The sequence below is a fragment of the Brevibacillus porteri genome (genome assembly GCF_003013475.1).
Taxonomy (GTDB): domain Bacteria; phylum Bacillota; class Bacilli; order Brevibacillales; family Brevibacillaceae; genus Brevibacillus; species Brevibacillus porteri.
On sequence record NZ_PXZO01000057.1, the window covers coordinates 65,407 to 89,590 of the forward strand.

The 24,184-nt window shown below is 48.6% G+C and carries 22 protein-coding genes; 2 read left to right on the forward strand and 20 right to left on the reverse strand.

Features of this window, described 5'->3' with window-relative positions; genetic code table 11:
* The first annotated feature begins 84 nt into the window (after positions 1 to 84).
* Positions 85 to 882, forward strand: coding sequence for a DUF3298 and DUF4163 domain-containing protein (locus C7R92_RS26490; RefSeq protein ID WP_106836193.1), 798 nt, complete (start codon positions 85 to 87; stop codon positions 880 to 882).
* Between the two features lie 57 nt (positions 883 to 939).
* Here C7R92_RS26490 and spoIIR read toward each other — a convergent pair whose 3' ends face one another.
* The 15 genes from spoIIR to C7R92_RS26565 form a co-directional block, all read right to left on the reverse strand.
* Positions 940 to 1,722, reverse strand: coding sequence for a stage II sporulation protein R (gene spoIIR, locus C7R92_RS26495; protein ID WP_106836194.1), 783 nt, complete (start codon positions 1,720 to 1,722; stop codon positions 940 to 942).
* Between the two features lie 111 nt (positions 1,723 to 1,833).
* Positions 1,834 to 2,724: a peptide chain release factor N(5)-glutamine methyltransferase gene (gene prmC, locus C7R92_RS26500; RefSeq protein ID WP_106836195.1), complete on the reverse strand. Its 891-nt coding sequence runs from the start codon at positions 2,722 to 2,724 to the stop codon at positions 1,834 to 1,836.
* A complete protein-coding gene (prfA, locus tag C7R92_RS26505; protein ID WP_017252377.1) occupies positions 2,708 to 3,784 on the reverse strand; it encodes a peptide chain release factor 1 in 1,077 nt (358 codons plus the stop codon). Before prfA ends, prmC begins: the two co-directional genes overlap by 17 nt.
* Before the next feature lie 235 nt (positions 3,785 to 4,019).
* Complete coding sequence (locus tag C7R92_RS26510; RefSeq protein ID WP_069851030.1) at positions 4,020 to 4,517, reverse strand: sporulation protein; 498 nt, start codon at positions 4,515 to 4,517, stop codon at positions 4,020 to 4,022.
* Positions 4,518 to 4,603: 86 nt separating this feature from the next.
* Positions 4,604 to 5,179 carry a thymidine kinase gene (locus C7R92_RS26515; RefSeq protein ID WP_069851033.1) on the reverse strand — a complete coding sequence of 192 codons (576 nt, stop codon included), beginning with the start codon at positions 5,177 to 5,179 and terminating at the stop codon, positions 4,604 to 4,606.
* 28 nt (positions 5,180 to 5,207) lie between these two features.
* Positions 5,208 to 6,662 carry a cryptochrome/photolyase family protein gene (locus C7R92_RS26520; protein ID WP_106836196.1) on the reverse strand — a complete coding sequence of 485 codons (1,455 nt, stop codon included), beginning with the start codon at positions 6,660 to 6,662 and terminating at the stop codon, positions 5,208 to 5,210.
* Between the two features lie 86 nt (positions 6,663 to 6,748).
* Complete coding sequence (rpmE, locus tag C7R92_RS26525; protein WP_017252381.1) at positions 6,749 to 6,946, reverse strand: 50S ribosomal protein L31; 198 nt, start codon at positions 6,944 to 6,946, stop codon at positions 6,749 to 6,751.
* 106 nt (positions 6,947 to 7,052) lie between these two features.
* Positions 7,053 to 8,318, reverse strand: a complete 1,266-nt coding sequence (locus C7R92_RS26530; RefSeq protein WP_026043394.1) for a radical SAM family protein — start codon at positions 8,316 to 8,318, stop codon at positions 7,053 to 7,055.
* Between the two features lie 70 nt (positions 8,319 to 8,388).
* Complete coding sequence (locus tag C7R92_RS26535; protein WP_069851039.1) at positions 8,389 to 9,291, reverse strand: M23 family metallopeptidase; 903 nt, start codon at positions 9,289 to 9,291, stop codon at positions 8,389 to 8,391.
* 75 nt (positions 9,292 to 9,366) lie between these two features.
* Positions 9,367 to 10,647 (reverse strand): transcription termination factor Rho, encoded by a 1,281-nt coding sequence (gene rho, locus C7R92_RS26540; RefSeq protein WP_017252384.1) that lies wholly within the window; start codon positions 10,645 to 10,647, stop codon positions 9,367 to 9,369.
* A gap of 66 nt (positions 10,648 to 10,713) precedes the next feature.
* Positions 10,714 to 11,676: a class II fructose-bisphosphatase gene (gene glpX / locus C7R92_RS26545; protein WP_106836197.1), complete on the reverse strand. Its 963-nt coding sequence runs from the start codon at positions 11,674 to 11,676 to the stop codon at positions 10,714 to 10,716.
* Positions 11,677 to 11,704: 28 nt separating this feature from the next.
* A complete protein-coding gene (locus tag C7R92_RS26550) occupies positions 11,705 to 12,988 on the reverse strand; it encodes a UDP-N-acetylglucosamine 1-carboxyvinyltransferase (protein ID WP_106836198.1) in 1,284 nt (427 codons plus the stop codon).
* Positions 12,989 to 13,067: 79 nt separating this feature from the next.
* Positions 13,068 to 13,712 carry a fructose-6-phosphate aldolase gene (gene fsa, locus C7R92_RS26555; RefSeq protein ID WP_017252387.1) on the reverse strand — a complete coding sequence of 215 codons (645 nt, stop codon included), beginning with the start codon at positions 13,710 to 13,712 and terminating at the stop codon, positions 13,068 to 13,070.
* A 14-nt stretch (positions 13,713 to 13,726) separates the two neighbouring features.
* Positions 13,727 to 14,581, reverse strand: a complete 855-nt coding sequence (fba, locus tag C7R92_RS26560; protein WP_048035114.1) for a class II fructose-1,6-bisphosphate aldolase — start codon at positions 14,579 to 14,581, stop codon at positions 13,727 to 13,729.
* A gap of 103 nt (positions 14,582 to 14,684) precedes the next feature.
* On the reverse strand, positions 14,685 to 15,059 hold the full coding sequence (locus tag C7R92_RS26565) for a response regulator (RefSeq protein WP_007725537.1): 375 nt from the start codon (positions 15,057 to 15,059) through the stop codon (positions 14,685 to 14,687).
* 171 nt (positions 15,060 to 15,230) lie between these two features.
* Between C7R92_RS26565 and C7R92_RS26570 the strand changes: the two genes are divergently transcribed.
* Complete coding sequence (locus C7R92_RS26570) at positions 15,231 to 16,025, forward strand: lipid II flippase Amj family protein (protein ID WP_106836199.1); 795 nt, start codon at positions 15,231 to 15,233, stop codon at positions 16,023 to 16,025.
* 72 nt (positions 16,026 to 16,097) lie between these two features.
* Here the strand turns inward: C7R92_RS26570 and C7R92_RS26575 are convergent, their stop codons facing one another.
* The 5 genes from C7R92_RS26575 to C7R92_RS26595 form a co-directional block, all read right to left on the reverse strand.
* Positions 16,098 to 17,693, reverse strand: coding sequence for a CTP synthase (locus tag C7R92_RS26575; protein ID WP_106836200.1), 1,596 nt, complete (start codon positions 17,691 to 17,693; stop codon positions 16,098 to 16,100).
* Positions 17,694 to 17,899: 206 nt separating this feature from the next.
* Positions 17,900 to 18,460, reverse strand: coding sequence for a DNA-directed RNA polymerase subunit delta (rpoE, locus tag C7R92_RS26580; RefSeq protein WP_106836201.1), 561 nt, complete (start codon positions 18,458 to 18,460; stop codon positions 17,900 to 17,902).
* Positions 18,461 to 18,859: 399 nt separating this feature from the next.
* Complete coding sequence (gene icmF / locus C7R92_RS26585) at positions 18,860 to 22,111, reverse strand: fused isobutyryl-CoA mutase/GTPase IcmF (protein ID WP_106836202.1); 3,252 nt, start codon at positions 22,109 to 22,111, stop codon at positions 18,860 to 18,862.
* Between the two features lie 122 nt (positions 22,112 to 22,233).
* On the reverse strand, positions 22,234 to 22,866 hold the full coding sequence (locus tag C7R92_RS26590; RefSeq protein WP_017252398.1) for a TetR/AcrR family transcriptional regulator: 633 nt from the start codon (positions 22,864 to 22,866) through the stop codon (positions 22,234 to 22,236).
* A 171-nt stretch (positions 22,867 to 23,037) separates the two neighbouring features.
* A complete protein-coding gene (locus C7R92_RS26595; protein WP_069851059.1) occupies positions 23,038 to 24,180 on the reverse strand; it encodes an acyl-CoA dehydrogenase in 1,143 nt (380 codons plus the stop codon).
* Positions 24,181 to 24,184 lie beyond the last annotated feature (4 nt).

The window sequence follows — 24,184 nt, forward strand, 5'->3', positions numbered from 1 at the left end:
AACTTCATCCGTCTCAACCGTGTAGTAGAATGAACACGAAAACAAAACAATAACTTTCCCTTTATCGAAAGGACCGTGAATGATATGTCATCTTTTAAATCCTTAGCTTCCAGCCTGCTTGGCACAGCTGTATTGTTAACAGCTGTCGCTGCTCCAGTATTTGCAGCACCAGCTACACCTGCAACCTCCACAAAGCCTGCTGTACAAGCGCCAAAGCCACAAGCTAACGGTGTCGTGTTCACACCAAAAACCATTACGGTCGATACGAAAGAATTTCAAGGTAAAGTATCCATCCCAGTGATTAGCGGGATGAAGGATAAAGCTTTTGAAGCAAAACTGAACGCTACTCTGCTGAAAGAAGCACAAACAGGCTTGGCGGAAGGACAAAAAGCCGGCAAAGAAGATGCAGCAGAAGCGAAAAAGAACGGATGGGAACCACGCCCTCATGCGCTCGACATCTCCTATGAGGTATACAATGCTGGTAATCTCGTTTCTTTCTCCGTACAGACGTACATTTATACAGGCGGAGCACATGGCATGACGGATGTTTCGTATTACAACATCGATAATCAAGCCAAATCAAAACAATTGAAGCTGGCTGACCTGTTCCAGTCTGGCCATGACTACCGTACCATTTTCAATCAAATCATTTTGCAACAAATAAAAGAAGAAACCGAGGCGGATGGCTTTAATCCTTACGATGGATTCGAAAGCATCAGAGAGGATCAAGGCTTCTCCTTTAAAGATGGCAACCTGATGATCCATTTTAGTCAATACGAAATTGCCGCCTATGCAGCGGGAATGCCAGAGTTCGCGATCCCTGCTCAGCGTTACCAAGATTTGTTGAAGTCTGAGATTCGTGAGGCTTTGTTCAAAAAGTAATAGAGCCATTCAAAACGACACCTGCACATGCGGCGGGTGTCGTTTTTTATGTCCAGCTTAGGAGAGCCAGCTCTCGATTTTTTCCCATAAGTAAAATCTCACTTCTACTTCAGGAGCAGAGGCAGTTGTTTCTTCTACTTTTTCTATCTCTTCGGACTTTTCTACCTCTACTTTTGTTTGTTCAGCGTCCACTTTATTTGATTCGGAATGTTGCCCTACTTCGTTCTCTTCTAGGGGTGCAACCGCTACTTGCTTTCTATCAAGTCGATCGTAGTTTTCATCTTCCTCGGATACAGCTGCTGTCGGTTGCTCTGATTCTTCAGGCTCTGGAGTTGGCTCTGCTTGTACAGCGTCACCATTGGACATGTCAATAAAGCAGAGCGGTGGGAACAGGACACACCACCAGTTTTGGCCTTTTGCCTCTCCAATTTGTACACGGACTGCTCGGTAATTACCTGCAGGATACACATAAGAGCCGTACAGCTTCGTCGGAAAAGGGACTTCGCCGAAATCGACTACAGCTTTATACGAAAAACCGCGTTCCTTGATCGTCTTGTCTACGACTTGTTGCAGGACAGGCAATTGTGATTGAATCACTTGCTCTGCTTCCTCCAAAGTCTCGATATCGTCCGCCCATGTATTCATTTGAGCGATAATGGCATCTCTGACTTCGCGCTTCAACCATTGGTCTTGGACAGAATCGCTGTTCGAAATAATACGCAAGCGAACGGATTCCTGAGGGATCGGCCCATTATCCAACACATTGGCCGAAGTAAGCTGCCCCTCCCAGCTCATCATAAGCACAAACAGGCTAAATGCCATCAATAACATCCGTTTCATTGTTATCCGTCTCCCTCTATACTGATCTTCTCTCTTTAGCAATCAGTATGGACGGATTCACACGATTTCAAACATTCATTCCATATGTAAAAAAGGCGAGACGAGCAAGTGCTATCGTCTCACTCCGATAACGACCCGCTCGATCCCCGCCAAATCCGGAACAATCTCTACCTCATCCATGACACCGGATGCCCTCATCAATGCCGCTACATCCCCAGCCTGATAAATGCCTACCTCAAACGCTGCGACCGCTCTTTCTTTCAATAGATTCGGCAGCGCCTCACACAGTCGACGGTAGCAATCCAGACCATCTTCACCGCCATCCAAAGCCAAGCGAGGTTCATGTACGCGTACTTCATCGTCCAGCTCCTCGACATCGCGACTCGGGATATAAGGTGGATTGGACACGAGGATGTCTACCTTTTCGCCTGTTTCCAAAAGCGGTTGCACCAAATCCCCTTGTAGAAAGCGGACATCTGCACCAAGACGACTTGCATTTTCCCGTGCGATTGCCGTTGCCTCAGGAGACAGGTCCACCGTAGTCACGTGCCATTGCGGTTTTTCTAACGCGAGCGTAATGCAGATGGCTCCGCTCCCTGTGCCGATATCCACCACCGCTAGCTCTTCCCGCTCAGGCCAGAGCTTTGCTGCAGCAGCCATCACTTGCTCCACCAGGATTTCTGTTTCCGGTCTTGGGATCAGCACACCTGGTCGTACCGTAAAAGGACGACCGTAAAACTCCTGTTCGCCAAACATATATTGCAGTGGCTCGTTACTCGCCCGGCGCACGCACAGTCCGTCCAGCTTCACCAATGTTTCTGCATCGATTGAATCCGTCATCGCCATTAAAAAGCGCGTCCGATCCCAGTCGAGACAATGACGAATCATTAGCTCCGCTTCGAACAAAGGATCCTTTGTCCCTTTTTCCCGCAAAAAGGAAGAAGCCCGTAATAGGGCTTCTCGAATCGTCGTGACATCAGACCAATCAAGCTGAGTGTGCATGGCTTTTCAAAAGCTCCGTTTGTTCATGCAGGATCAGGTTGTCGATCACTTCATCCAATTCGCCTTCCAATACCGATTCCAGTCGGTGCAGGGTCAGACCGATGCGGTGGTCGGTCACGCGGCTTTGTGGATAGTTGTAAGTGCGGATGCGCTCGCTTCGGTCACCAGTACCCACCAAGCTTTTGCGCGTAGCATCTGCTTCCGCATTTTGTTGTTGCATGTAGAAATCATACAGACGTGCGCGCAATACACGCAGCGCCTTGTCTTTGTTGGAATGCTGGGATTTCTCGTCCTGACAAGAAACCATGATCCCTGTAGGAATATGCGTTACGCGAACCGCAGACTTGGTCGTGTTAACGCTCTGACCGCCCGCACCACTGGAGCAGAACGTATCGATGCGGATATCTTTTTCGTGTACTTCCACTTCCACGTCTTCTGCTTCTGGCAGAACCAGTACAGTCGCAGTAGAAGTATGGATGCGTCCACCGGACTCAGTAGCCGGGATGCGTTGCACACGATGCGCGCCGCTTTCGAATTTCATTTTGCTGTAAGCACCGCGGCCAGACAGCGAGAAGACAATTTCTTTGTATCCACCGATATCGGTTGGGCTTGCCTCCAGCACTTCAATTTTAAAAGCGTTGCGCTCCGCAAAGCGAGTGTACATACGGAAAAGCACCGCTGCAAACAGTGCAGCTTCATCGCCGCCCGCAGCACCGCGGATTTCCACAATGACGTTTTTCTCATCGTTCGGGTCTTTTGGAAGCAACAGGATCTTCAAGCGATCTTCCAGTTGTTCCTTGCGTGATGACAATTCATTGAGCTCGAGCTTGACCATTTCACGCATCTCGTCATCCAGTTTTTCTTCGAGCATCGCTTTGGCGTCATCGATTTGACTCACCACTGATTTATATTCACGGTATGTCGTTACCGTCTCTTCCAACGAAGATTGTTCCTTAGACAGTTCACGCAAGCGTTTTGTATCACTAATGACGTCGGGGTCACATAGGAGATTCGTTACTTCTTCAAAACGCTCTTCGACTGCAGATAAGCGTGTAAACATTTTTATTTCACCCCATCGCAAAGAATAATAGCCTTTTGGCGCAGGCGAAGCCTTGGTAGCATGTATGTTAGATATGAATTGCGATAAAATGCTATCTACCATAAAAACGGTTATAACAGATAAATTATAGGAGGAATGTCGCAAGAAGTCAAAGCGCATTATTACTGGAAATGTTTTACCGATGCCAAACAGGCTCGGCTATGCCGAGCCTTGCTACATACGTCCTGCTCACCTGTCAGCGATGGTAACCGTCATGCGAGGTTAAGTGAAAATCGTAGTTTGGAATTCTTTCTCGTAGAAGTGAAATCACCTGCTGCTCGATGGTACGCGCTTGATTCGCAGTGATGTTATGCACAAGGTCAAGAGTAACATATGCATTGGCATCGCTGAGTGTGATGCGTGCATTTTCCACACCTTTCACCGACATAGCGGTCCTCTCCATATTCGTCACTTCGACTGGCGTATTGCGCACATTCGTTTGACCAGTAACCATGTTCGGGTTTTGATTGCGCCCCATTAGCGAGTCGCGATCAGCAGCAACAGGGGTACGGCCTTGCAGCGTATTTCCGCTTTGATCCCCTCTGATCTTCATATTGTGCTGCGTATTCCTCATATCCGTACGATAGCCCTGTTGCTTAGCCGTATTTCCACCGCAGCCGACGGTGAGAGCAGAAGTCAGTGTCACCACGCCCAGTATGACCAACGCGCTTCGCCAAATAGGCTGTGTCCGCATGAAAAAGCCACCTCCTGTTTTGCTTAGTCTGCGCATCGCCTCTTGGGCTCATGCACGGGACAAACAGGGGGTGGCTTCTGCTTTCTTTATTCGACAACTGGAGGCGTATAGTAATGCTTGCGACAGACGCTGCTGTACGTATCATTTCCAGCAATTTCAATCGTCTCGCCAGCGTAGACGGGTTGTCCATTTTTGAACTTGAGAATATGCGTCGCCTTTTTATTGCAGTAAACACAGACGGTTTTAATCTCTTCTACCTTGTCAGCCTCGCACAACAGGGCGGCGCTGCCAGGGAAGAGCTCATTCTTGAAGTTTTTCAACAAGCCATAAACGATTACAGGGATGCCCAGCTTGTCTACAATCCTGACGAGCTGATCCACATGGTGGCGGCTGATGAACTGAGCCTCGTCAACCAACACGCAATGCGGCTTGACTGACTCTGCCTCTACGATTTGATACAGATCGGTCTCTTCGCTAATCGGAATCGCTTCTCGGCTAATCCCAACACGCGAAGCAACTTTTCCCACGCCATAGCGATCATCCACTGCTGGAGTAAACACTACTACTTTTTTCCCCGATTGCTCGTAGTTGTGGGCAACGGTCAATAATTGAATGGATTTGGAAGCATTCATCGCTCCATACCGAAAATATAGTTGTGCCACGTCTCTATCTCCCTTTGCCTAAAAGTCATTACTCAGTCTTTTGATGGCGGTCTTTTGCCTCTTGAAACAAGGCCATGGCCAGCTTTCTTCTTTGTGCATGGTCCACACAAGGAATCGGATAGTCGAAGCCAATCTTACAGCCTGCTTGCTCTTGGATATGCTCCGGCATGTCCCACGGTTTATGAATATATTGTAGAGGTACTTCACGCAATACGGGAAGATATTTTTTGACGAAAATGCCGTCTGGATCAAACTTTTCCCCTTGTGTGACAGGATGAAAGATCCGAAAATACGGTTGCGCATCGGTACCAGTCGAAGCACTCCACTGCCAGCCCCCGATGTTTGCCGCTTCATCGAAATCGATCAACTGCTGTGCAAAATAGGCCATTCCCCAACGCCAATCCACGAGCAAATCCTTTGTCAAAAAAGAAGCGGTAATCATCCGCAGCCGATTGTGCATCCAACCCGTCTCATTCAACTGCTTCATGGCAGCGTCGACAATCGGGTAGCCCGTCTCCCCATGACACCACTGGGTAAATAGGTCCTTCCTATTTTCCCAAGCGACCGTTTCAAATTGTGGCAGGTAGGCATGGTCAATCGTGTGCGGATGGAAATAAAGCACCTGCTGATAAAATTCTCTCCAAATGAGTTCCGTAAGAAAAGCTTCGATCGAGGTAACCTGCTCACCCCGCGCGGAAGCAAGCACTTCCTGTACGCTATGATACACCGTTCGTATAGACAGCGTACCTGCGTTTAGGGCAAAAGACAGCCGGGAGGTCGCATTTACCCCTGGCATGTCGCGTTGTTCTTTATACGTATAAATGTCTCCATCTAAAAATTGCTGCAATCGTTTACGTGCCGCCAGCTCCCCGAACTGCTCCATTTCCCACTCGGGGCCGATCGGTCGTTTCCGTCCAAACGCTTCCATAGTAGGAACTGGCTCACTCGCCAACTCCTTCAACCGCTCAAATAGATTCCATCTTGTCGGCTGAGAGAACGGTCTATCTTTGGCCAGCGTCTGCCAAACGCGGCGATAAGGTGTAAAAACGGCATACGGTGTCCGCTGCTTCGTCATAATTTCCCCGGGCTCATGCAAAACCAGATCCTTGCATGTATGTACAAACACGCCTAGACGGCTCAACACTTCAGACACGAGCTCGTCTCGCTTGCGAGCCTCTGGCGTATAATCCCGATTGAAAAACAACTTTTCTGCACCCGTCTCTTGCGCTAATTGACAGAGCACTTGCTGTGGGTTGCCGTGGCGAATCAAGAGGCGTCCTCCCAGTTGAGCCAAAGTATCGCCGAGTGCAGCTATCGCGGCAAAACTCGCATGTAGTCGCTTATCTCCTACAACCGCAGAACGACAAAGCGAATCCTCCACTATATAAACAGGAATAATCGGATCGCCTGTGAGCATAGCTGCGTGCAGAGCAGCATGGTCATGCAAGCGCAGATCCCGACGGAACCAGACGATAGCAGTCATCGTTTGTCCTCCCGAAAAAATTAGTGCCAGAAAAAGACAAAACCAGGCAGATTGCTCTACCTGGTTGTTCCCATACATTCTGATTATTACAGATTGTATTTGCGTTTGAAACGGTCTACACGGCCGCCTGCATCAACGAATTTTTGTTTTCCTGTGAAGAAAGGATGGCAGTTGGAGCAGATCTCCACTTTCAACGCTTGTTTCACGGAACCGGATTCAAATTCGTTACCGCATGCGCAGCTAACTGTAACTACGTTGTACTTAGGATGAATGTTTTGTTTCATCTCTTCTACACCTCTTTCCGCCCTGAATCGTTTGCCGAAACAGAGTTATATAAACACATATCAGATAGTAGCATGAAACACTGCCGAAATGCAACTGGTTGGCCGATTACGCCATGTTTTTCCTGCGCTGGAGTTGATCTGGAGGAATATGTGTAAACGAACCGATTACAACATCGGGCAGTTCCTGCTGATAAATTTCGATGGCTTGCTTCATACCGAATACTTCGCCTTGCGCTTTTGGAATCATCGCCAGATAACTCTCTGGATCGATATTCAGATTCCGCAGCTGAATCAGCTTAATGCCTGTTCTGCGGATGAACTCGATCATCGCTTCCATTTCCTCTTCGCGGTCAAATACACCAGGGAAGCACAGGTAGTTAATGGACGTATACACACCCTTGGATGCAGCGTACTCAGCAGAACGCGCTACATTTTCCAACGTGTAGTTGCGCGGGCGGTAGTAAGCATTATAGTGTTCGTCAATCGCACTGATAATACTCACGCGCATCAGATCAAGACCAGCATCGACAATGCCTTTGATGTGATCCGTCAAGCCCGCATTCGTATTGATGTTGATAAAGCCCATGTCTGTCGTTTCCCGTACGCGACGCATAGCAGGAACAATGATGGAAGCCATCGTAGAAGGCTCACCCTCACAACCCTGTCCAAAGCTGATGATGCTCTCCGGTGTCTTCAGATGGTGCAGCATGACTTCCACCAGCTCGTCCTCTGTCGGCTTGAAATTCATCCGCGTCTGTGGAGAAGGGAATCCACTGTCATCTGGTTGCTCGGAAATACAGCCGTAGCAACCGGCATTACAGGTATAGGAAACAGGCAAGCTGCCTTCCCAGCGGTTGAAAAAGTTATTGGAGGCCGTTAAGCATTCGTATTCCAACGCACAGTGGGACAAGTGGTTCAAAATGCGGTTTTGCGGAAACGTCTCCAACGTCTTTGCCACTCGCTGGCGCAGTTCATCCATCGGGAAGTTCAACGGGTCCCATTTGTAAATATCGTCACTCGCCCGACCCGTTACCCAGAAACGGTTATCCTTCCAGACAACTGCGGAGTAGCCGAACAATGGTAGCTTGCTTTCCTTGTTCGTTTTCACGTAACCTGGCAGCAAGAGCCTTGTAATTCCTTGTGGCACAAGTGCGCCTACTGCTGTACAGCCATCCAACTTAACCATTTCCCCTGTGTCAGGGTCCATTCCGATCGGCTCGGTGTCCGGCAAACTAACCAACGTCGATCCTTCTGGGAGTGGGATCAGTTCTTCTTCCAGAATTTCTGTCAATATATCTCCGTTACGAGCCACTGCAAAAAGACCTGGGTGGTCGTATACATTGCCTTTTTCATCTGCGTAAACTAAATACATGGGAAAATCGCCTCGCTTCTTTGCTTTGCCCATTGTATCGCATTGAAAAAGCAATGTAAATTGTATAGGGTTACCTGCCAAGATAGGGAAGTGGATTGATCGGCACATCATCCTGTCGCACTTCAAAGTGCAAATGGTAGCCCGTAGAATTACCTGTTTGCCCCATGTATCCCAATATCTCACCCGCTTCTACGTTTTGACCAGGTGACACCAGCAACAGACGCATATGGGCATAAAAGGTTTGCAAACCATCGCCGTGATCAATCACGACCATCCGCCCGTACCCTGACCGGTTGGCGCCTGCCTCCACAACAACTCCTGCCCTCGCTGCCAAGATCGGGGTCTTTGATTCCTGTTCATTCCACAAATCCACACCCTTGTGTGTTTTTCCCCAACGCGCTCCAAATCCGCTTGTAATCGTAGCTTCTCTGACAGGCCAACTTAGACCGGCGCGAATCCTCGTGATGACTTGCCGACTTGCCGCTTGAACGGCACTTCGCTTCTGCTGAGGATCGTTGCCCAACATCGGATTGCCTTTAGCGATGGGGACATACACGACCTGTCCTACATACAGGTTGTCCGACAGCCATTTTAGCAGCGGATTTCGTTCGATTAACGATTCCCGACTCACACCGTACCGCCTTGCTATGTAATCCAGTGTTTCTCCGCGTTTCACCATATGTCCGACTTCATCACGCTTGATGATTAGCTTCATGCCCACGCTTAAAAGATGGGGGTTCGTAATGCTATTAGCCTCTACCAGATTTTTTAAAGAAAGACCGTAGCGCTGGGCAATACCGGATAGCGTATCTCCTTGCCGAACAGCGTACATCACTGAATTTCCTTTTGTCGCTGGTGCAGGTGAAGCCAGACTGGCATAGGGATTAAACGCTTGAAATAGCGCCTGCTCCACGACTGCTTTTTTTGCTTCCATCTGTGACTCCACCGGAGCGCTAACTTGCACGTACTCCACAAAGCATCTCCTCCTTCTTTTCCAGCTCCCTTCCTAACGGTATGCCAACGCCACAAAAAAAATGACGGTGAGTCATCATGAACTCACCGTCGTGCTAGCCGCTTTCCCTCTGCCCTGTTGCTTAGACTCAAGGGTTTGCAAAAATTCTTCGTTTGTTTTTGTATCTGCCAACTTTTTAATAAAGGAGTCGACAAACTCATTTGTTTCATTCATGTTCTTCCGGATCATCCACAGCTTATCCAGCTCTTCTTTGGTGAGCAAAAGCTCTTCGCGACGCGTACCCGAACGGCGGATATCGATCGCCGGGAAAATTCTGCGCTCCGCCAGCTTGCGATCCAAATGAAGCTCCATGTTTCCGGTTCCTTTGAACTCCTCATAGATCACATCGTCCATACGTGAGCCGGTCTCAACCAAAGCAGTCGCCAAAATGGTCAAGCTGCCGCCTTCTTCAATGTTCCGCGCAGAACCAAAAAAGCGCTTCGGACGATGGAAGGCTGCCGGATCAATACCACCGGACAATGTTCGACCACTTGGAGGAATAACCAAGTTGTAAGCACGAGCGAGACGTGTAATGGAATCCAGCAGGATCACCACGTCTTTTTTGTGCTCAACCAATCGCTTTGCACGCTCCAAGACAAGCTCAGCAACTTTGATGTGATTCTCAGGCAACTCGTCAAAAGTCGAGGCAACCACCTCTCCTTTGACAGATCGCTGCATATCCGTCACCTCTTCCGGACGCTCATCAATGAGCAAGACAAACAAGTGGATATCCGGGCGGCTTTCGGTAATGCTGTTGGCAATCTCTTTGATCAGCATGGTTTTCCCCGCTTTTGGCGGAGCCACAATCAATCCACGCTGACCCAGTCCAACAGGAGAGAGAAGATCCATCAGGCGAGTGGAAACACGTGCAGGAGCTGTCTCCAGTACAAGCTTGGTTTGAGGATACAACGGTGTCAATGCGGGGAAATGAAGACGCTCTGCGGCTGTCTCAGGGTCTTCTCCGTTCACTGCCTCTACTTGAAGGAGTCCAAAGTAACGTTCATTCTCCTTCGGTGGTCTTGCTTTTCCTGATACCACATCCCCCATCCGCAGATCAAAACGGCGAATCTGCGATTGGGAGATGTAGATATCTTCCGAGCTAGGGAGATAGTTAATGGGGCGGAGGAAGCCGTATCCCTCCGGCAATATTTCGAGAACCCCCTCCATAAACATGAGACCATCCCGCTCCGCCCGTGCTCGAAGAATCGCGAAAATCAATTCCTTCTTCTTCAGCTGGGAGTAGTACGGAATATGGTATTCCTTGGCCAGCTTATAGAGATCGGTCAGCTTCTTTTCTTCTAGTTCAGAAAGTAACATACATCCACCACTCTTTATTTACTCTTAAAAAACCTAGCTCAACATATAAATGCGAAAATTGTTTTCTTACAAACCGTTACTCGAATTGCGTTCTAAGCGGTGGTTCCCTTCAATGAAACGTACCGTTCCGGTTTTCGCACGCATAACAACGGAATTAGTCGTCGCACGAGTTCCTTGGAAGCGAACCCCTTTGAGCAACTCGCCATCCGTCACACCTGTCGCTGCAAAAATGGCGTCATCACCTTTCACCAAGTCGTCCATGAATAGGACTTGATGAGGGTTAGTCAATCCCATTTTAACACAGCGTTTAATCTCTTCTTCATTTTGCGGCAAGAGCTTACCCTGGATTTCTCCCCCGAGGCATTTCAGGGCAACTGCTGCCAGAACACCTTCCGGAGCTCCTCCAGAACCGAACAAAATGTCTACACCTGTATCAGGGAATGCAGTGTTGATCGCAGCGGCTACGTCTCCGTCTGAGATGAGTCGAATACGCGCGCCTGCCTCACGAATTTCGTGGATCACCTTAGAGTGACGATCACGGTCAAGCACAATAGCGACCAAATCGCTGATATCTTTCCCCTGTGCCTGCGCTACCGCTTTCAGGTTATCACGAACCGGTGCGTTGATATCGACTTTGCCGACTGCTTTAGGCCCTACTGCCATTTTCTCCATATACATGTCAGGAGCATGCAACAAATTTCCTCGGTCTGCAATGGCAATGACCGAAATCGCTCCCCATGTACCTTTTGCGAGGATATTTGTTCCCTCCAAAGGGTCAACAGCCACATCGACTGCCGGAGCCACTCCCTGGCCCAGACGCTCACCGATGTACAGCATTGGCGCTTCGTCCATTTCGCCCTCACCAATTACTACGACGCCATCCATCGGCACTTTCATAAATTCATTGCGCATTGCGGTCGTTGCCGCATCATCAGCCTCATCTTTTTTTCCGAGACCCATCCAACTGGCAGAAGCCAAAGCAGCGGCTTCAGTCACACGTACCAGTTCAAGTGTTAAACTGCGTTCCATTCTGGAAGACTCCTCTCCTGGTGATTGGTTAACGCTGGTGGTTTTCCATGCTCTGCAGACCTACCCGAGTAATATCGGCTCCCAAGGCTTGCAGCTTGCCCACCAAGTTTTCGTAGCCACGATCTATATGTTCGAGTCCTTCTAATTCTGTCGTGCCGTTCGTTGCCAAACCGGCAATGAACAGAGCTGCTCCCGCACGCAAATCCGAAGCTACCACTTTGGCACCATTCAGTTTGCTTCCGCCTTCGATGACAGCGGATCTTCCTTCAATCTTTAAGGAAGCTCCCATACGGCGCAGTTCATCTACATGACGAAAACGCGAGCTGTAAATATTGTCCGTCACGATGCTTGAGCCTTTGGCAAGAGTCAGCAAGGTCGTGATCGGCTGCTGGAGATCCGTTGGAAATCCCGGATACGGACTCGTTTTCACGTCGATTGATCGATAAGAATCATGTCCGATGACTTGGATACTGTCATCCTCTTCTACCACTTGCGCACCGATTTCGCGCAGCTTGGCCGTTACAGACTCCAAATGCTTTGGAATGACATTCTCCACCATCACATTGCCGTTGGTAGCTGCTGCCGCAATCATGTACGTCCCCGCTTCGATCCGATCGGGGATAATCGTATGACGGCATCCGCGCAAGCGTTCTACGCCTTGAATGCGGATCATGTCCGTTCCGGCGCCTTTGATGTTTGCTCCCATATTATTGAGCAAGGTTGCTACATCGACGATCTCAGGCTCACGGGCAGCGTTTTCAATAATGGTCACACCGTCTGCTTTGGCAGCAGCCAGCATGATGTTAATGGTGGCACCAACACTGACCAGATCGAGATAGATTCGCGCACCCTGCAAGCGTCCATTTTGGGCACGGATAGTCATGACGCCGTTTTTGTTCTCCACCTCGGCGCCCATCGCTTCAAAGCCTTTGATATGCAAATCTACTGGACGCGGGCCCAAATCACAGCCACCCGGCAAGCCAACCTGGGCTTCACCGAACTTGGCGAGCAAGGCTCCCCACAAATAGTACGAGGCACGGAGCTTTTTGATGCGACCATTTGGCATGAGCATCAGCCTCATACTACGTCCGTCGATTTCCATCCAATCTTCTTCGAACAGCACGTCAGCTCCCATTTCCCGCAAGAGCTCGTGATAGATACCTACATCCTGAATACGGGGGAGATTCTCAATAACAACGGGTCCATCTGCCAGCAACGCTGCTGGGATGAGTGCGACTGCGCTGTTTTTTGCTCCGCTGATGGTCACCGTCCCCGTGAGCGGTTTTCCACCGTTGATGATCAGCTTATCCATGCTTTGCTCTCCTCAGGCGTAATCGGGAAAGAAGCACCTTCCCCAATGGAAAAGGTGCTTGGACTTTCAACACGTGTCCTTATTTTTGCATACTTGCCCAGTCAGCGAGGAATTTCTCCAAGCCACTATCTGTCAGTGGATGGGCAATGAGTTGTTTAAATACTTTCGCTGGAATGGTAGCGAAGTGAGAACCACGGCGTGCTGCCTCCGTTACGTGAACAGGGTGGCGCACAGATGCCGCAATGATCTCGGTGTCGATACCGTGAACAGAAAAGATTTCAGCAATATCTTCGATCAATTGCATGCCATCTTGACCAATATCATCCAGGCGTCCCAAGAACGGAGACACGAAGCTCGCACCTGCGCGCGCAGCCAAAAGTGCCTGGTTCGCGGAGAACACCAGTGTTACGTTTGTTCTGATTTTGCGTTTAGCAAAATACTTGGTTGCCTTCAAACCTTCTGCGGTCATTGGCAGCTTGATGACGATGTTTTTCGAAAGAGCAGCGAGCTTATCTCCCTCTTCGATCATGCCTTTTGCATCTGTACTGATGACTTCGGCACTGATCGGACCGTCAACAATATCGAGAATTTCTTTCAGGGTTTCTACAAAATCGCGTCCTTCTTTGGCAACCAGAGACGGATTTGTCGTTACGCCCGCCAGAACTCCCCATTCGTGAATCTCGCGGATTTCTTCAACGTTTGCTGTATCAATCAAAAAACGCATGATTATCCTCCCAGTTACGCGCGGTTGCTACTTCCGAACAAGCGCATTTTTCCTTTTACTACTTCCTTGATCGCATCGCGAGCAGGGCTCAGGTATTTGCGTGGATCGATCTCATTCGGCTTGGCAGCTAGCACTTTGCGAACTGTTTCCGTGCATGCGACTTGGCTTTCTGTATTTACATTGATTTTTCCTACGCCCAAACGGATGGATTCGATGATCGCTTCGTCTGGTACGCCGGAACCACCGTGAAGAACGATCGGCGCTCCAATGTTGCTCGCTACTTTTTCGATAATGTCGTAGCGGATTTTTGGAACTCCTTTGTACATACCGTGTGCTGTACCTACAGCAATCGCTACATAGTCTACTTTTGTTTCTTCCCAGAAGCGGATTGCTTCCTCAGGATTTGCCAGGGTAGCATCTTCCTCGTCAACAGACAGGTCGTCTTCTACCCCACCGATGGTACCGAGTTCACCTTCTACCGATACGCCAACAGCGTGAGCAGCCTCAACAACCTGTTTGGTCAGGCGAAGGTTATCTTCAAACGAATGATGGGAACCATCGAACATAACAGAAGAGAACCCAGCGCGAATGCACTTCATTACCATGTCGAAATTGCTACCATGGTCAAGATGCAATGCTACAGGGACTCCTGCGCGTTCAGCAGCCACTTTTGCAATCGCTACTGTATAATCGATCCCCATGTATTTCAGTGCACCCTCAGAAACACCAAAGATCACAGGCGATTTTTCTTCCATCGCAGCTTCAGTAATCGCTTGAGTAAACTCCAGATTGTTCAGGTTAAATTGTCCGACGGCGTATTTATGCTTTTTGACGTCTTCGGTAAAAGCGGTCATAGGTACCAGTGGCATTTTGTAAATCCTCCTCTAGCAGACTTCAGTCATGTGGCTTATTATACCACAGACAAGCATTTGTTAACAGGGACGCTTGTACCCTGACCTTAGCAGTCAGTTCTTAACAAGCTAATTGCTGATGCACTGCCATTCGTAGTTCATCGATATCAAACGGCTTTGTAAAATGAGTCAATGCTCCCAGTTGTGTTGCTTCTTTGATCATGTCCAGCTCTCCGTAAGCTGTCATCATGATGACTTTGATTTCCTGATTGATTTTCTTGATGTGTTTCAAGATCTCAATACCATCCATCCCAGGGATCTTCATGTCGAGGATAACCAAATCTGGCGATTCTTTTTCCACGATTTCCAATGCCATTTTCCCGTTTGCTGCCTGAAAGGTCTTGTACCCTTCTTTTCCCAGCACCTCATACAGTAAAATGCGAATCCCATACTGGTCATCCACAACCAGTACCTTTTTATCTTGCTTGTCGAACATTCTGATTCCCCCCTGACGAATGCGTTTTCTTAATTATTATGGGTTCGCCTAAAATCAGGAAACTCCTTCACCTTTTTTGCTGAACGTCTGCTTAAAATTTCCCATAGGCCTCATTTCGAGTATAATGGGAAAAACCAATTTCCCCTACACACAAGGAGCCAGATACTTACTATGGATGCTCTGTGGCTGATTTGCTTGTTAACATTTATTATCCATACGACAGAGACACTTACCTACGGAATCCGTTTTGCAGGGGTACAAACGGGCAGGATTGCTGTAGCGATGTCTCTGGTCGGGATCGTATTGCTCCTCTCCCGTACTTCCAACCTGATTCAAGGACCATTCACTGGGGGATTGATGGATCAAGCTGCGATCGAGCATATTGACCCTAGCACACAATTGCACGTGATTATTGCAGCGTCCTCGCTCGGAACCTTGGCGGCTATCGTACTGTTTCCCACTTTCGTCCAAATATCGAAACGAATGATCTCGCACTTGGAGTTAGCGGGCTCGATTCCGCAAATGATTCGCACGGCAGTTACTGTTGAAACCATCCGACGTGTTCACCATCATGTCCGGATTCCTAGCTGGCAAGCCATCTCTCGTTTTCGAATCAAAGGCATTCCCAAACGATTACTGTTATTAAATGCATTGGGGACAGCTATCTACACAAGCAGCGTACTGTCCGTGTTATACGCGACATTACTAGCCCCGGATTACAAAGCAACCGTTTTGATGTCTTCTGGATTAATCAACGGATTTGCCACGATTTTCATGACGATTCTGGTAGACCCGCAAATTGCCCTTCTGACAGAAAAAGCAATGCAAGGGAAAACCACGCAGCAATCGATTCGCGACATGTACCTGTGGCTGATGTTCTCACGTTTTATCGGAACGATTTTGGCTCAATTCCTGCTCATTCCGGCCGCCTACTGGGTAGCCTGGCTATCGCCCTTGTTCCATTGATCTGCTTTTTGAAAGCACAAAACGCACCTGCGACTTTACATCGCGGGTGCGTCTTTTATTTATGGAACTATGTTATTTGTTCAGGGAAGCCTTCACGAAGTCACGGAACAATGGCTGTGGACGGTTCGGACGGGATGTGAACTCTGGGTGGAACTGTGTCGCTACATACCATGGATGTTCTGGAACTTCCACGATTTCAACCAGTCGACCATCTGGAGTTGTACCCGCAAAACGCAAGCCCATTTGCGCCAATTGATCACGATATTCGTTGTTCACTTCATAGCGATGACGATGACGTTCATAAACCAGGGTACTTCCGTATGCAGCCTCAGTCAGCGTACCTTCTTCTACTTTGGTTGGACCGAGACCCAGACGCATTGTACCGCCCTTGTCCTCGATATCTTTTTGCTCTGGCAAGAGGTCAATAACCGGATATGCTGTATTCGGGTTGATCTCGGAGCTGTTTGCGCCATCCATACCCGCTACGTGGCGAGCGAACTCGATCACAGCGATTTGCATACCCAAGCAAATTCCGAGGAATGGTACTTTATTTTCACGAGCATAGCGTGTAGCGATGATTTTACCTTCGATACCACGATCGCCAAAGCCGCCTGGTACGAGGATACCATTTACATCACCGAGTAGTTCGCCAACATTTTCTGGCGTAACTTCTTCCGCGTGTACCCATTTGATTTCTACTTTGGAATCGTTCGCATAGCCACCATGGTACAGCGCTTCTGCTACGGACAAGTACGCATCATGCAATTCTACATATTTTCCAACGATTGCAATGGTAGTCGTTTTGGACAGGTTTTTGATTTTCGATACGAGCGATTTCCACTCTGTCATATCCGCTTCTTGGCAATTCAGACCCAAGTGACGGCATACGTAATCGTCCAACCCTTGTGCTTGCAATTGCAGTGGTACATCGTAAAGGCTATCCGCGTCTATACATTCCACTACCGCGTTTTTATCGATATCACAGAACAGAGCCAACTTGTCTTTCATTTCTTGCGTCATCGGTTGCTCGGTACGTGTCACGATCACATTTGGTTGAATACCCAAGCTGCGCAGTTCTTTCACGCTGTGTTGCGTAGGCTTGGTTTTCATTTCACCTGCTGCCTTGATATATGGTACCAGGGTTACGTGAATGTACATGACGTTTTCACGACCGATGTCACTTTTGATCTGGCGGATGGATTCAAGGAATGGCAAGCTCTCGATATCCCCAACAGTTCCACCGATCTCGGTAATCACTACATCTGCCCCGGTTTCGCGACCTGCACGGAAAATGCGATCTTTGATTTCGTTCGTGATGTGAGGAATAACTTGAACGGTTCCTCCCAAATAGTCGCCACGGCGTTCTTTGGCAATGACAGTCGAGTAAATTCTACCAGTTGTCATATTGGAGTTAGCGCTCAGGTTGATATCGATAAAGCGCTCATAGTGGCCCAGGTCCAGGTCTGTTTCCGCACCATCGTCCGTTACGAAAACTTCCCCGTGTTGATACGGACTCATCGTTCCCGGGTCAACGTTGATGTATGGGTCACACTTCTGGATGGTTACCTTTAGACCCCTATTTTTCAAGAGTCGGCCCAGAGAAGCCGCTGTAATTCCTTTTCCCAACGAGGATACAACCCCGCCTGTCACAAAAATATACTTCGTCATCGTTAACGTCCCCTCTTTCCCTCACCCTTAAGTTGTTATAAAAATCGAATGAAGACGGCTCCAAAAAAAAAGAAAAACAAAAGCGAGTCCTATCCCGTAAAGAAATGGGGTAGGGGCACTTTTGTTTTATAGTTTCCCATATTTGATCCTTCTTCATGTGAAGCCCAAGGAGTATTTTATCTGTCCCTTAAGCGGAAGTCAAGGACCTATTTATCGTCTTCCTCGTCGAGCTCGTCGTCAGATTCCTCTTCCGCAAGCTCTTCGTCCTCTTCGAACATCTCATCTTCTTCGTCTTCGAGTTCTTCCTCATCGATTTCTCCATCGATTTCTTCTTCTTCGATTTCAGAGTCTTCGTCGACGAATTCCTCTTCGTCCTCAAAGATGACAACATCGTCGTCCTCGAATTCTTCGACACCTTCGTCTTCGGAATCGTAATCGTCGAAGTCGTCTTCCGTGACGATTTTCTTCTTCTTCGTTCCGCCACCCTCTTGGGTTTCTTCCACGGTGTCGGTTGGGTACCAGCGTTTCAATCCCCATACGTTGTCACCGAGGCACACGAAACGGCCATCAATGTTAATTTCTGTGTATACTTGCGCGATGATTGCCATGAGTTGTTCATCAGTCAGCTTGCGCACTGCAACCAGTTCATTCATCAGCTCGCGGAAGTTGTAAGTGCGGTTAGTTTCACGCAAAATTTCATACGCAATGTCAACTAACGCCATCTCGCTCAGTTTCTCGGAATCCATATGAGCAAACAATTGACTCACTCAGGGCACGTCCTTTCCATATAAAAACGATTGATTTGAATACTGACCCGGTGCCCTGTTCGGGGGACGCAGGTTTGTATAAGTCATTCATAAATGATGTCAAAATCCCTAATTACACAACGTACAACATACGAAGGCTAACATACAGTATTCCTTATTTTAGCCGAAAATGCAAGGCTTTCAAACAAGCGAGACTCTTTTTATTAGGTAATGGTCGTAAATTTCCTTAATAATGAACTCACCCCTATACACCCACTGATTAAACAGTTGGGGGCTAAGATAAGTGCTAGCAAACGACCAATAAGACAAGGACCACCTCGTAACAAAGAAGTGGTCCTTGTGTGATTTTCGAATCTTTCCACGTACCCTAGGATTTCTTTTAAGCCAATTACTCTGTTGCTACATATTTCTGCGGTATTGGCCGCCCACTTCATACAAGGCACCACTGATTTGTCCAAGCGATGCTACTTTGACCGTCTCCATCAGCTCGGCAAAGATGTTCTCTCCCGCCATAGCCACTTCTTGCAGACGCCGCAGCGCAGCCGCAGACACATCCTTGTGGCGCTCCTGGAATGCCCGGAGATTAATGATTTGCTGTTCTTTTTCCTCTTCGGTCGCCCGAGCCAATTCAATCTCGTAATCGTCCTCAGATGCATTCGGATTAATGAACGTGTTTACCCCAATAATCGGAAGCTCGCCCGTATGCTTTTTCATTTCGTAATACATGGACTCGTCTTGAATTTTGCCGCGCTGGTATTGAGTCTCCATCGCCCCCAGCACACCTCCGCGAGAACTGATCCGCTCGAACTCTTGCATAACTGACTCTTCTACCAGATCAGTCAACTCATCGATGATGAATGCCCCTTGAAGTGGGTTCTCATTTTTCGCGAGTCCCATTTCCTTGTTGATGATCATCTGAATCGCCATTGCCCGTCGCACAGAGTTCTCTGTCGGGGTCGTAATCGCTTCGTCGTAGGCATTCGTATGGAGAGAATTACAGTTGTCGTAAATGGCAATCAAGGCCTGCAAGGTCGTTCTGATATCGTTGAAATCCATCTCCTGCGCGTGCAAGGAACGGCCGGACGTCTGGATGTGGTACTTCAGCTTTTGGCTGCGGTCATTTGCACCATAACGATTTTTCATCACGGTTGCCCAAATCCGGCGAGCCACACGTCCAATCACGGTGTATTCCGGATCGAGACCATTAGAGAAGAAGAAGGACAGGTTCGGCGCAAAGTCATCGATGTTCATGCCGCGGCTTAAATAGTACTCGACATAGGTAAATCCGTTAGATAGCGTAAACGCAAGCTGCGTAATCGGATTCGCCCCTGCCTCCGCGATATGATAGCCGGAAATGGACACAGAGTAGTAGTTCCGCACTTTCTGGTCGATAAAATACTGCTGGATATCCCCCATCATCCGCAAGGCAAATTCCGTCGAGAAGATACACGTGTTTTGCCCCTGATCCTCTTTCAAAATATCTGCCTGAACAGTTCCGCGAACAGTCGACAGCGTGTACGCTCTGATTTGTTTTGCTTCGTCCTCGGTAGGCTGACGCCCTTCTTTTTGAACAAAAGCATTCAGTTGCTGCTCGATCGCCGTATTCATGAACATGGCCAAAATCATAGGTGCAGGACCGTTGATCGTCATGGACACAGAAGTGCTAGGTGCACAAAGGTCAAAGCCAGCGTACAGCTTTTTCATGTCATCCAGGGTGCAAATGCTGACCCCACTCGTACCGATTTTCCCGTAAATGTCCGGGCGGTAGTCAGGGTCCTCACCATACAGTGTAACCGAGTCAAAAGCCGTACTGAGTCGCTTCGCTTCATCATTTTGAGACAGGAAGTGGAAGCGTCTGTTCGTCCGCTCTGGAGTACCTTCGCCTGCAAATTGTCGCTTGGGATCTTCGCCCTCGCGTTTAAACGGAAATACTCCTGCGGTATACGGGAATTCACCTGGAACATTTTCTTTTAATGACCACTTTAAAATTTCGCCCCAATCCTCGTAATCAGGGACGGCTACTTTTGAAATGCGTGTACCCGACAACGATTCGCTGAACAGCTTGGTAACCAGTTCCTTGTCGCGAATTTTCGTGACGAATTGATCCTTCCGATACGCTTCCTTGAGCTTGGGCCAATTTTCCAGGATGCGTCGGCACTCCGGATGCAGCTTTTCTTCAAAGAGAACGATTTGTTTATCAAGCACCGCCACCAGCTCGGCAGCCGCCGAATCTCCCGAGGCCAGCACTGTCTCCTTTGCACCCTGCAACTGGAACAGCTTGCGTGCAATCAACGACTGCTCTTCGGCATAGGCACGGTATTGGCGGACGGTGTTGGCAATGTCTTGCAAATAATTGATTCTCTCTGTCGGAATCAACGAAGTTTTATGAATCTTTACAGGAGTCGTATCCAAATTCTCTACAGACCAGTCAACGCTAGTCTTTTCTACAATTCGATGCATCAAGGCAGCAAACAACACATTCGTTCCCGGATCGTTAAACTGACTCGCAATCGTACCATACACAGGAACCTTCTCATCTGGCAACTCAAAAAGCTGGTGATTGCGTCGATATTGCTTGCGAACCTCGCGAAGAGCGTCCTCTGAGCCTTTACGCTCAAATTTGTTGATCGCGATCACATCAGCAAAGTCGAGCATATCAATCTTTTCCAACTGAGATGGTGCCCCGAATTCACTCGTCATGACGTACATGGAGACGTCGCACACTTCTGTGACCTGCGCATCCCCCTGACCAATCCCGCTCGTTTCCACAATAATCAGATCAAAATGGGCAGAACGCGTTACTTGAATCGCGTCTTTTAAGGCAGCAGACAGCTCCATGCCCGATTTGCGGGTGGCGAGACTGCGCATATAAACACGCGGTGTCGAATTGGCATTCATGCGGATGCGGTCACCAAGTAACGCTCCGCCTGATTTTTGCTTGGATGGATCGACAGACAAGATCGCGACCGTCTTCTCGGGATAAGTGCGAATAAATCGACGAACAAGCTCATCAGTTAATGAGCTTTTTCCTGCTCCACCCGTACCTGTAATCCCTAATACCGGAATGGCTGAATCGGCTTCCACTAAACTTTCACGGAGAGGTTCTGTCCATTCACGCTGGTCCACTGCATACTCTGCAACGGAAATAAGCCGGGCAATCGCCTGATGGTTTTGCTCACGCAAGCCTGCTACTTCTTCCTCCAGCTGCTTAACGGTTGGGAAATCGCTACGTCTGATCATGTCGTTGATCATGCCCTGCAAGCCCAATCGTCTGCCGTCATCTGGCGAATAAATTTTACAGACTCCGTACTCTTCCAATTCCCGAATCTCGCGTGGAACGATAACGCCGCCACCGCCGCCAAAAACACGGATATGCTCTGCTCCCCGCTCGCGTAATAGATCAATTACGTATTTGAAATACTCCACATGACCGCCTTGGTAGGAGCTGATGGCAATCCCTTGCACATCCTCCTGAACAGCGGCTGTTACAATATCATCAACAGAGCGGTTGTGTCCGAGATGGATGACCTCTACTCCCGACGATTGTAAAATACGGCGCATGATATTAATCGAGGCGTCGTGACCGTCATACAGACTGGCTGCGGTCACAAAGCGAACCTTGTTTTGCGGACGATACACTTCTGTTTCCATCGTTCCACTCTCCTTTTAATTAAGTTTAAAAAGGAGGAAAAACAGGGCCAAGCAGATCAAGGCGCGGTCGACGCGAGGTATGCTTGGCACTCTATGTTTCCCAGACTTTTTAAACTCTCCTCTTAATCGGAGACACTGATATCGCGAAGCAGAAGCGCGATCTGCTTCTCTGTGTACTCCTCAATGGTATAGTGCTTTTTCAATGCCCAGCGGCGGAATACCCACATTTCGCCCAGTACCATGATATTGTCCGCCATCAGCTTGACGTTCTTTTCGTCAATGTGCAGCGAACCATCGGCAATCCCTTTTTCCAGGATTTCGACGAAAATATGCGAAATGGCTTCTTCACGCCCCAACACGTAGCGGAGTGTTTCTTTTGGCAATGATTTGGCTTCCTGATAAATAAGCAAAACGCGGTCGCTCATCTGATCCATCACGCGGATCAGGCTCTTTAGTGCTATCTTCAATGTTTTCAAGCCAGTTCCGTTGAAGTTGATCGCTTCACGCAAGCGCGTCTCCATCTCCGCATGAATGGCATCACAAACAAGATAGAGCACGTCTTCTTTTGACTCAATATACTCGTACAACGTACCAATACTAAATCCAGACGCTCGGGCAATCTCCCTTGTCGTCGTTTTATGAAAACCTTTATTAATGAAGAGATGAACGGCAGCCTCAATAATCTGCTCTCGTCTTCTCTCGATCAGTTTTGGGTCCTTTACTAGGGACGGTATCGCTTTTCTCTTGTCAGACACTCCAAAATCCACCTTTCCAACCGACTGAGCGTTTGGTCAGACGCCTCATAGAAAAGAAGGCGCAAACACTCTACTTTTGTATCATTCGCAGATCATTATACGCGAGTAAGAGCACAAAGCCAAACTTTTCTTTTCTATGTGTGTCATCGTGTTGGAAGACTGGACAGTTTCCTACTCTTTTAGCAGGAAATTACTGATCACGACACGTTGGATTTCATTGGTTCCTTCATAGATTTGTGTAATTTTGGCATCGCGCATGAAGCGCTCCACAGGATACTCCCGCGTGTAGCCGTAACCCCCGAAAACTTGAACAGCCTCGGTTGTTACTTCCATTGCTGTATCTCCTGCAAAAACTTTGGACATCGCAGATGCTTTGCCATATGGAAGACCTTGATCCTCCAACCACGCTGCTTGGTAAGTGAGCAAACGGGATGCCTCGATCTTGGTAGCCATGTCTGCCAGCTTGAACTGGATTGCCTGCAAGGAAGCGATTGGTTTGCCGAACTGATTGCGTTCTTTAGCATAGTTCCGCGCATGCTCGTAGGCACCTTGTGCAATGCCCAATGCTTGAGCGGCGATACCGTTTCTTCCACCGTCCAACGTCATCATCGCGATTTTGAAGCCTTGGCCTTCTTCGCCCAGCCTATTTTCTACTGGCACGCGCACATCTTCAAAATTGACTGCAAGTGTTGGCGAGGAACGGATACCCAGCTTCTTCTCCTTTTTCCCCATTGTGAAGCCGTCCATGCCTTTTTCTACGATGAAAGCCGTGATGCCTTTATGGTTCAACTCTGGTTGGGTGACCGCGAATACGATGTAGATTTCTGCTTCGCCCGCATTGGTAATGAAAATTTTGGTGCCATTTAAAATGTAGTGATCACCATCGCGTACGGCTGTTGTCCGCATTCCCGCAGAGTCAGAGCCAGATCCCGCCTCGGTCAAACAGTACGCGCCCATCTTCTTGCCTTCTGCTAATGGACGCAAAAACTTTTGTTTTTGCTCCTCTGTCCCGAATTTGTAAATCGGCCAGCTCGCCAAGGAAACATGTGCGGACAGTGTCACACCGATGGAGGCATCCACACGGGAGAGTTCTTCCACTGCAATGACGTAGCTCAGGTAATCTGCACCTGCTCCGCCGTATTGTTCCGACCAAGGAATGCCTGTCAGTCCAAGCTCAGCCATTTGCTCAAATATGGAACGATCAAAACACTCTTCTTCGTCGCGCTCGGCTGCTGTCGGAGCTACTTGATTCTCTGCAAAGTCGCGAATCATTTTGCGCATCATTTCATGTTCTTCCGTCAGTTGGAAATTCATATGG

Coding starts and splice junctions, on each gene's coding strand:
- C7R92_RS26490 (WP_106836193.1), top strand. CDS start 85: ATGTCATCTTTTAAATCCTTAGCTTCCAGCCTGCTTGGCACAGCTGTA.
- spoIIR (WP_106836194.1), bottom strand. CDS start 1,722: ATGAAACGGATGTTATTGATGGCATTTAGCCTGTTTGTGCTTATGATG.
- prmC (WP_106836195.1), bottom strand. CDS start 2,724: ATGCACACTCAGCTTGATTGGTCTGATGTCACGACGATTCGAGAAGCC.
- prfA (WP_017252377.1), bottom strand. CDS start 3,784: ATGTTTACACGCTTATCTGCAGTCGAAGAGCGTTTTGAAGAAGTAACG.
- C7R92_RS26510 (WP_069851030.1), bottom strand. CDS start 4,517: ATGCGGACACAGCCTATTTGGCGAAGCGCGTTGGTCATACTGGGCGTG.
- C7R92_RS26520 (WP_106836196.1), bottom strand. CDS start 6,662: ATGACTGCTATCGTCTGGTTCCGTCGGGATCTGCGCTTGCATGACCAT.
- rpmE (WP_017252381.1), bottom strand. CDS start 6,946: ATGAAACAAAACATTCATCCTAAGTACAACGTAGTTACAGTTAGCTGC.
- C7R92_RS26530 (WP_026043394.1), bottom strand. CDS start 8,318: ATGTATTTAGTTTACGCAGATGAAAAAGGCAATGTATACGACCACCCA.
- rho (WP_017252384.1), bottom strand. CDS start 10,647: ATGTTACTTTCTGAACTAGAAGAAAAGAAGCTGACCGATCTCTATAAG.
- glpX (WP_106836197.1), bottom strand. CDS start 11,676: ATGGAACGCAGTTTAACACTTGAACTGGTACGTGTGACTGAAGCCGCT.
- C7R92_RS26550 (WP_106836198.1), bottom strand. CDS start 12,988: ATGGATAAGCTGATCATCAACGGTGGAAAACCGCTCACGGGGACGGTG.
- fsa (WP_017252387.1), bottom strand. CDS start 13,712: ATGCGTTTTTTGATTGATACAGCAAACGTTGAAGAAATCCGCGAGATT.
- fba (WP_048035114.1), bottom strand. CDS start 14,581: ATGCCACTGGTACCTATGACCGCTTTTACCGAAGACGTCAAAAAGCAT.
- C7R92_RS26565 (WP_007725537.1), bottom strand. CDS start 15,059: ATGTTCGACAAGCAAGATAAAAAGGTACTGGTTGTGGATGACCAGTAT.
- C7R92_RS26570 (WP_106836199.1), top strand. CDS start 15,231: ATGGATGCTCTGTGGCTGATTTGCTTGTTAACATTTATTATCCATACG.
- C7R92_RS26575 (WP_106836200.1), bottom strand. CDS start 17,693: ATGACGAAGTATATTTTTGTGACAGGCGGGGTTGTATCCTCGTTGGGA.
- icmF (WP_106836202.1), bottom strand. CDS start 22,111: ATGGAAACAGAAGTGTATCGTCCGCAAAACAAGGTTCGCTTTGTGACC.
- C7R92_RS26595 (WP_069851059.1), bottom strand. CDS start 24,180: ATGAATTTCCAACTGACGGAAGAACATGAAATGATGCGCAAAATGATT.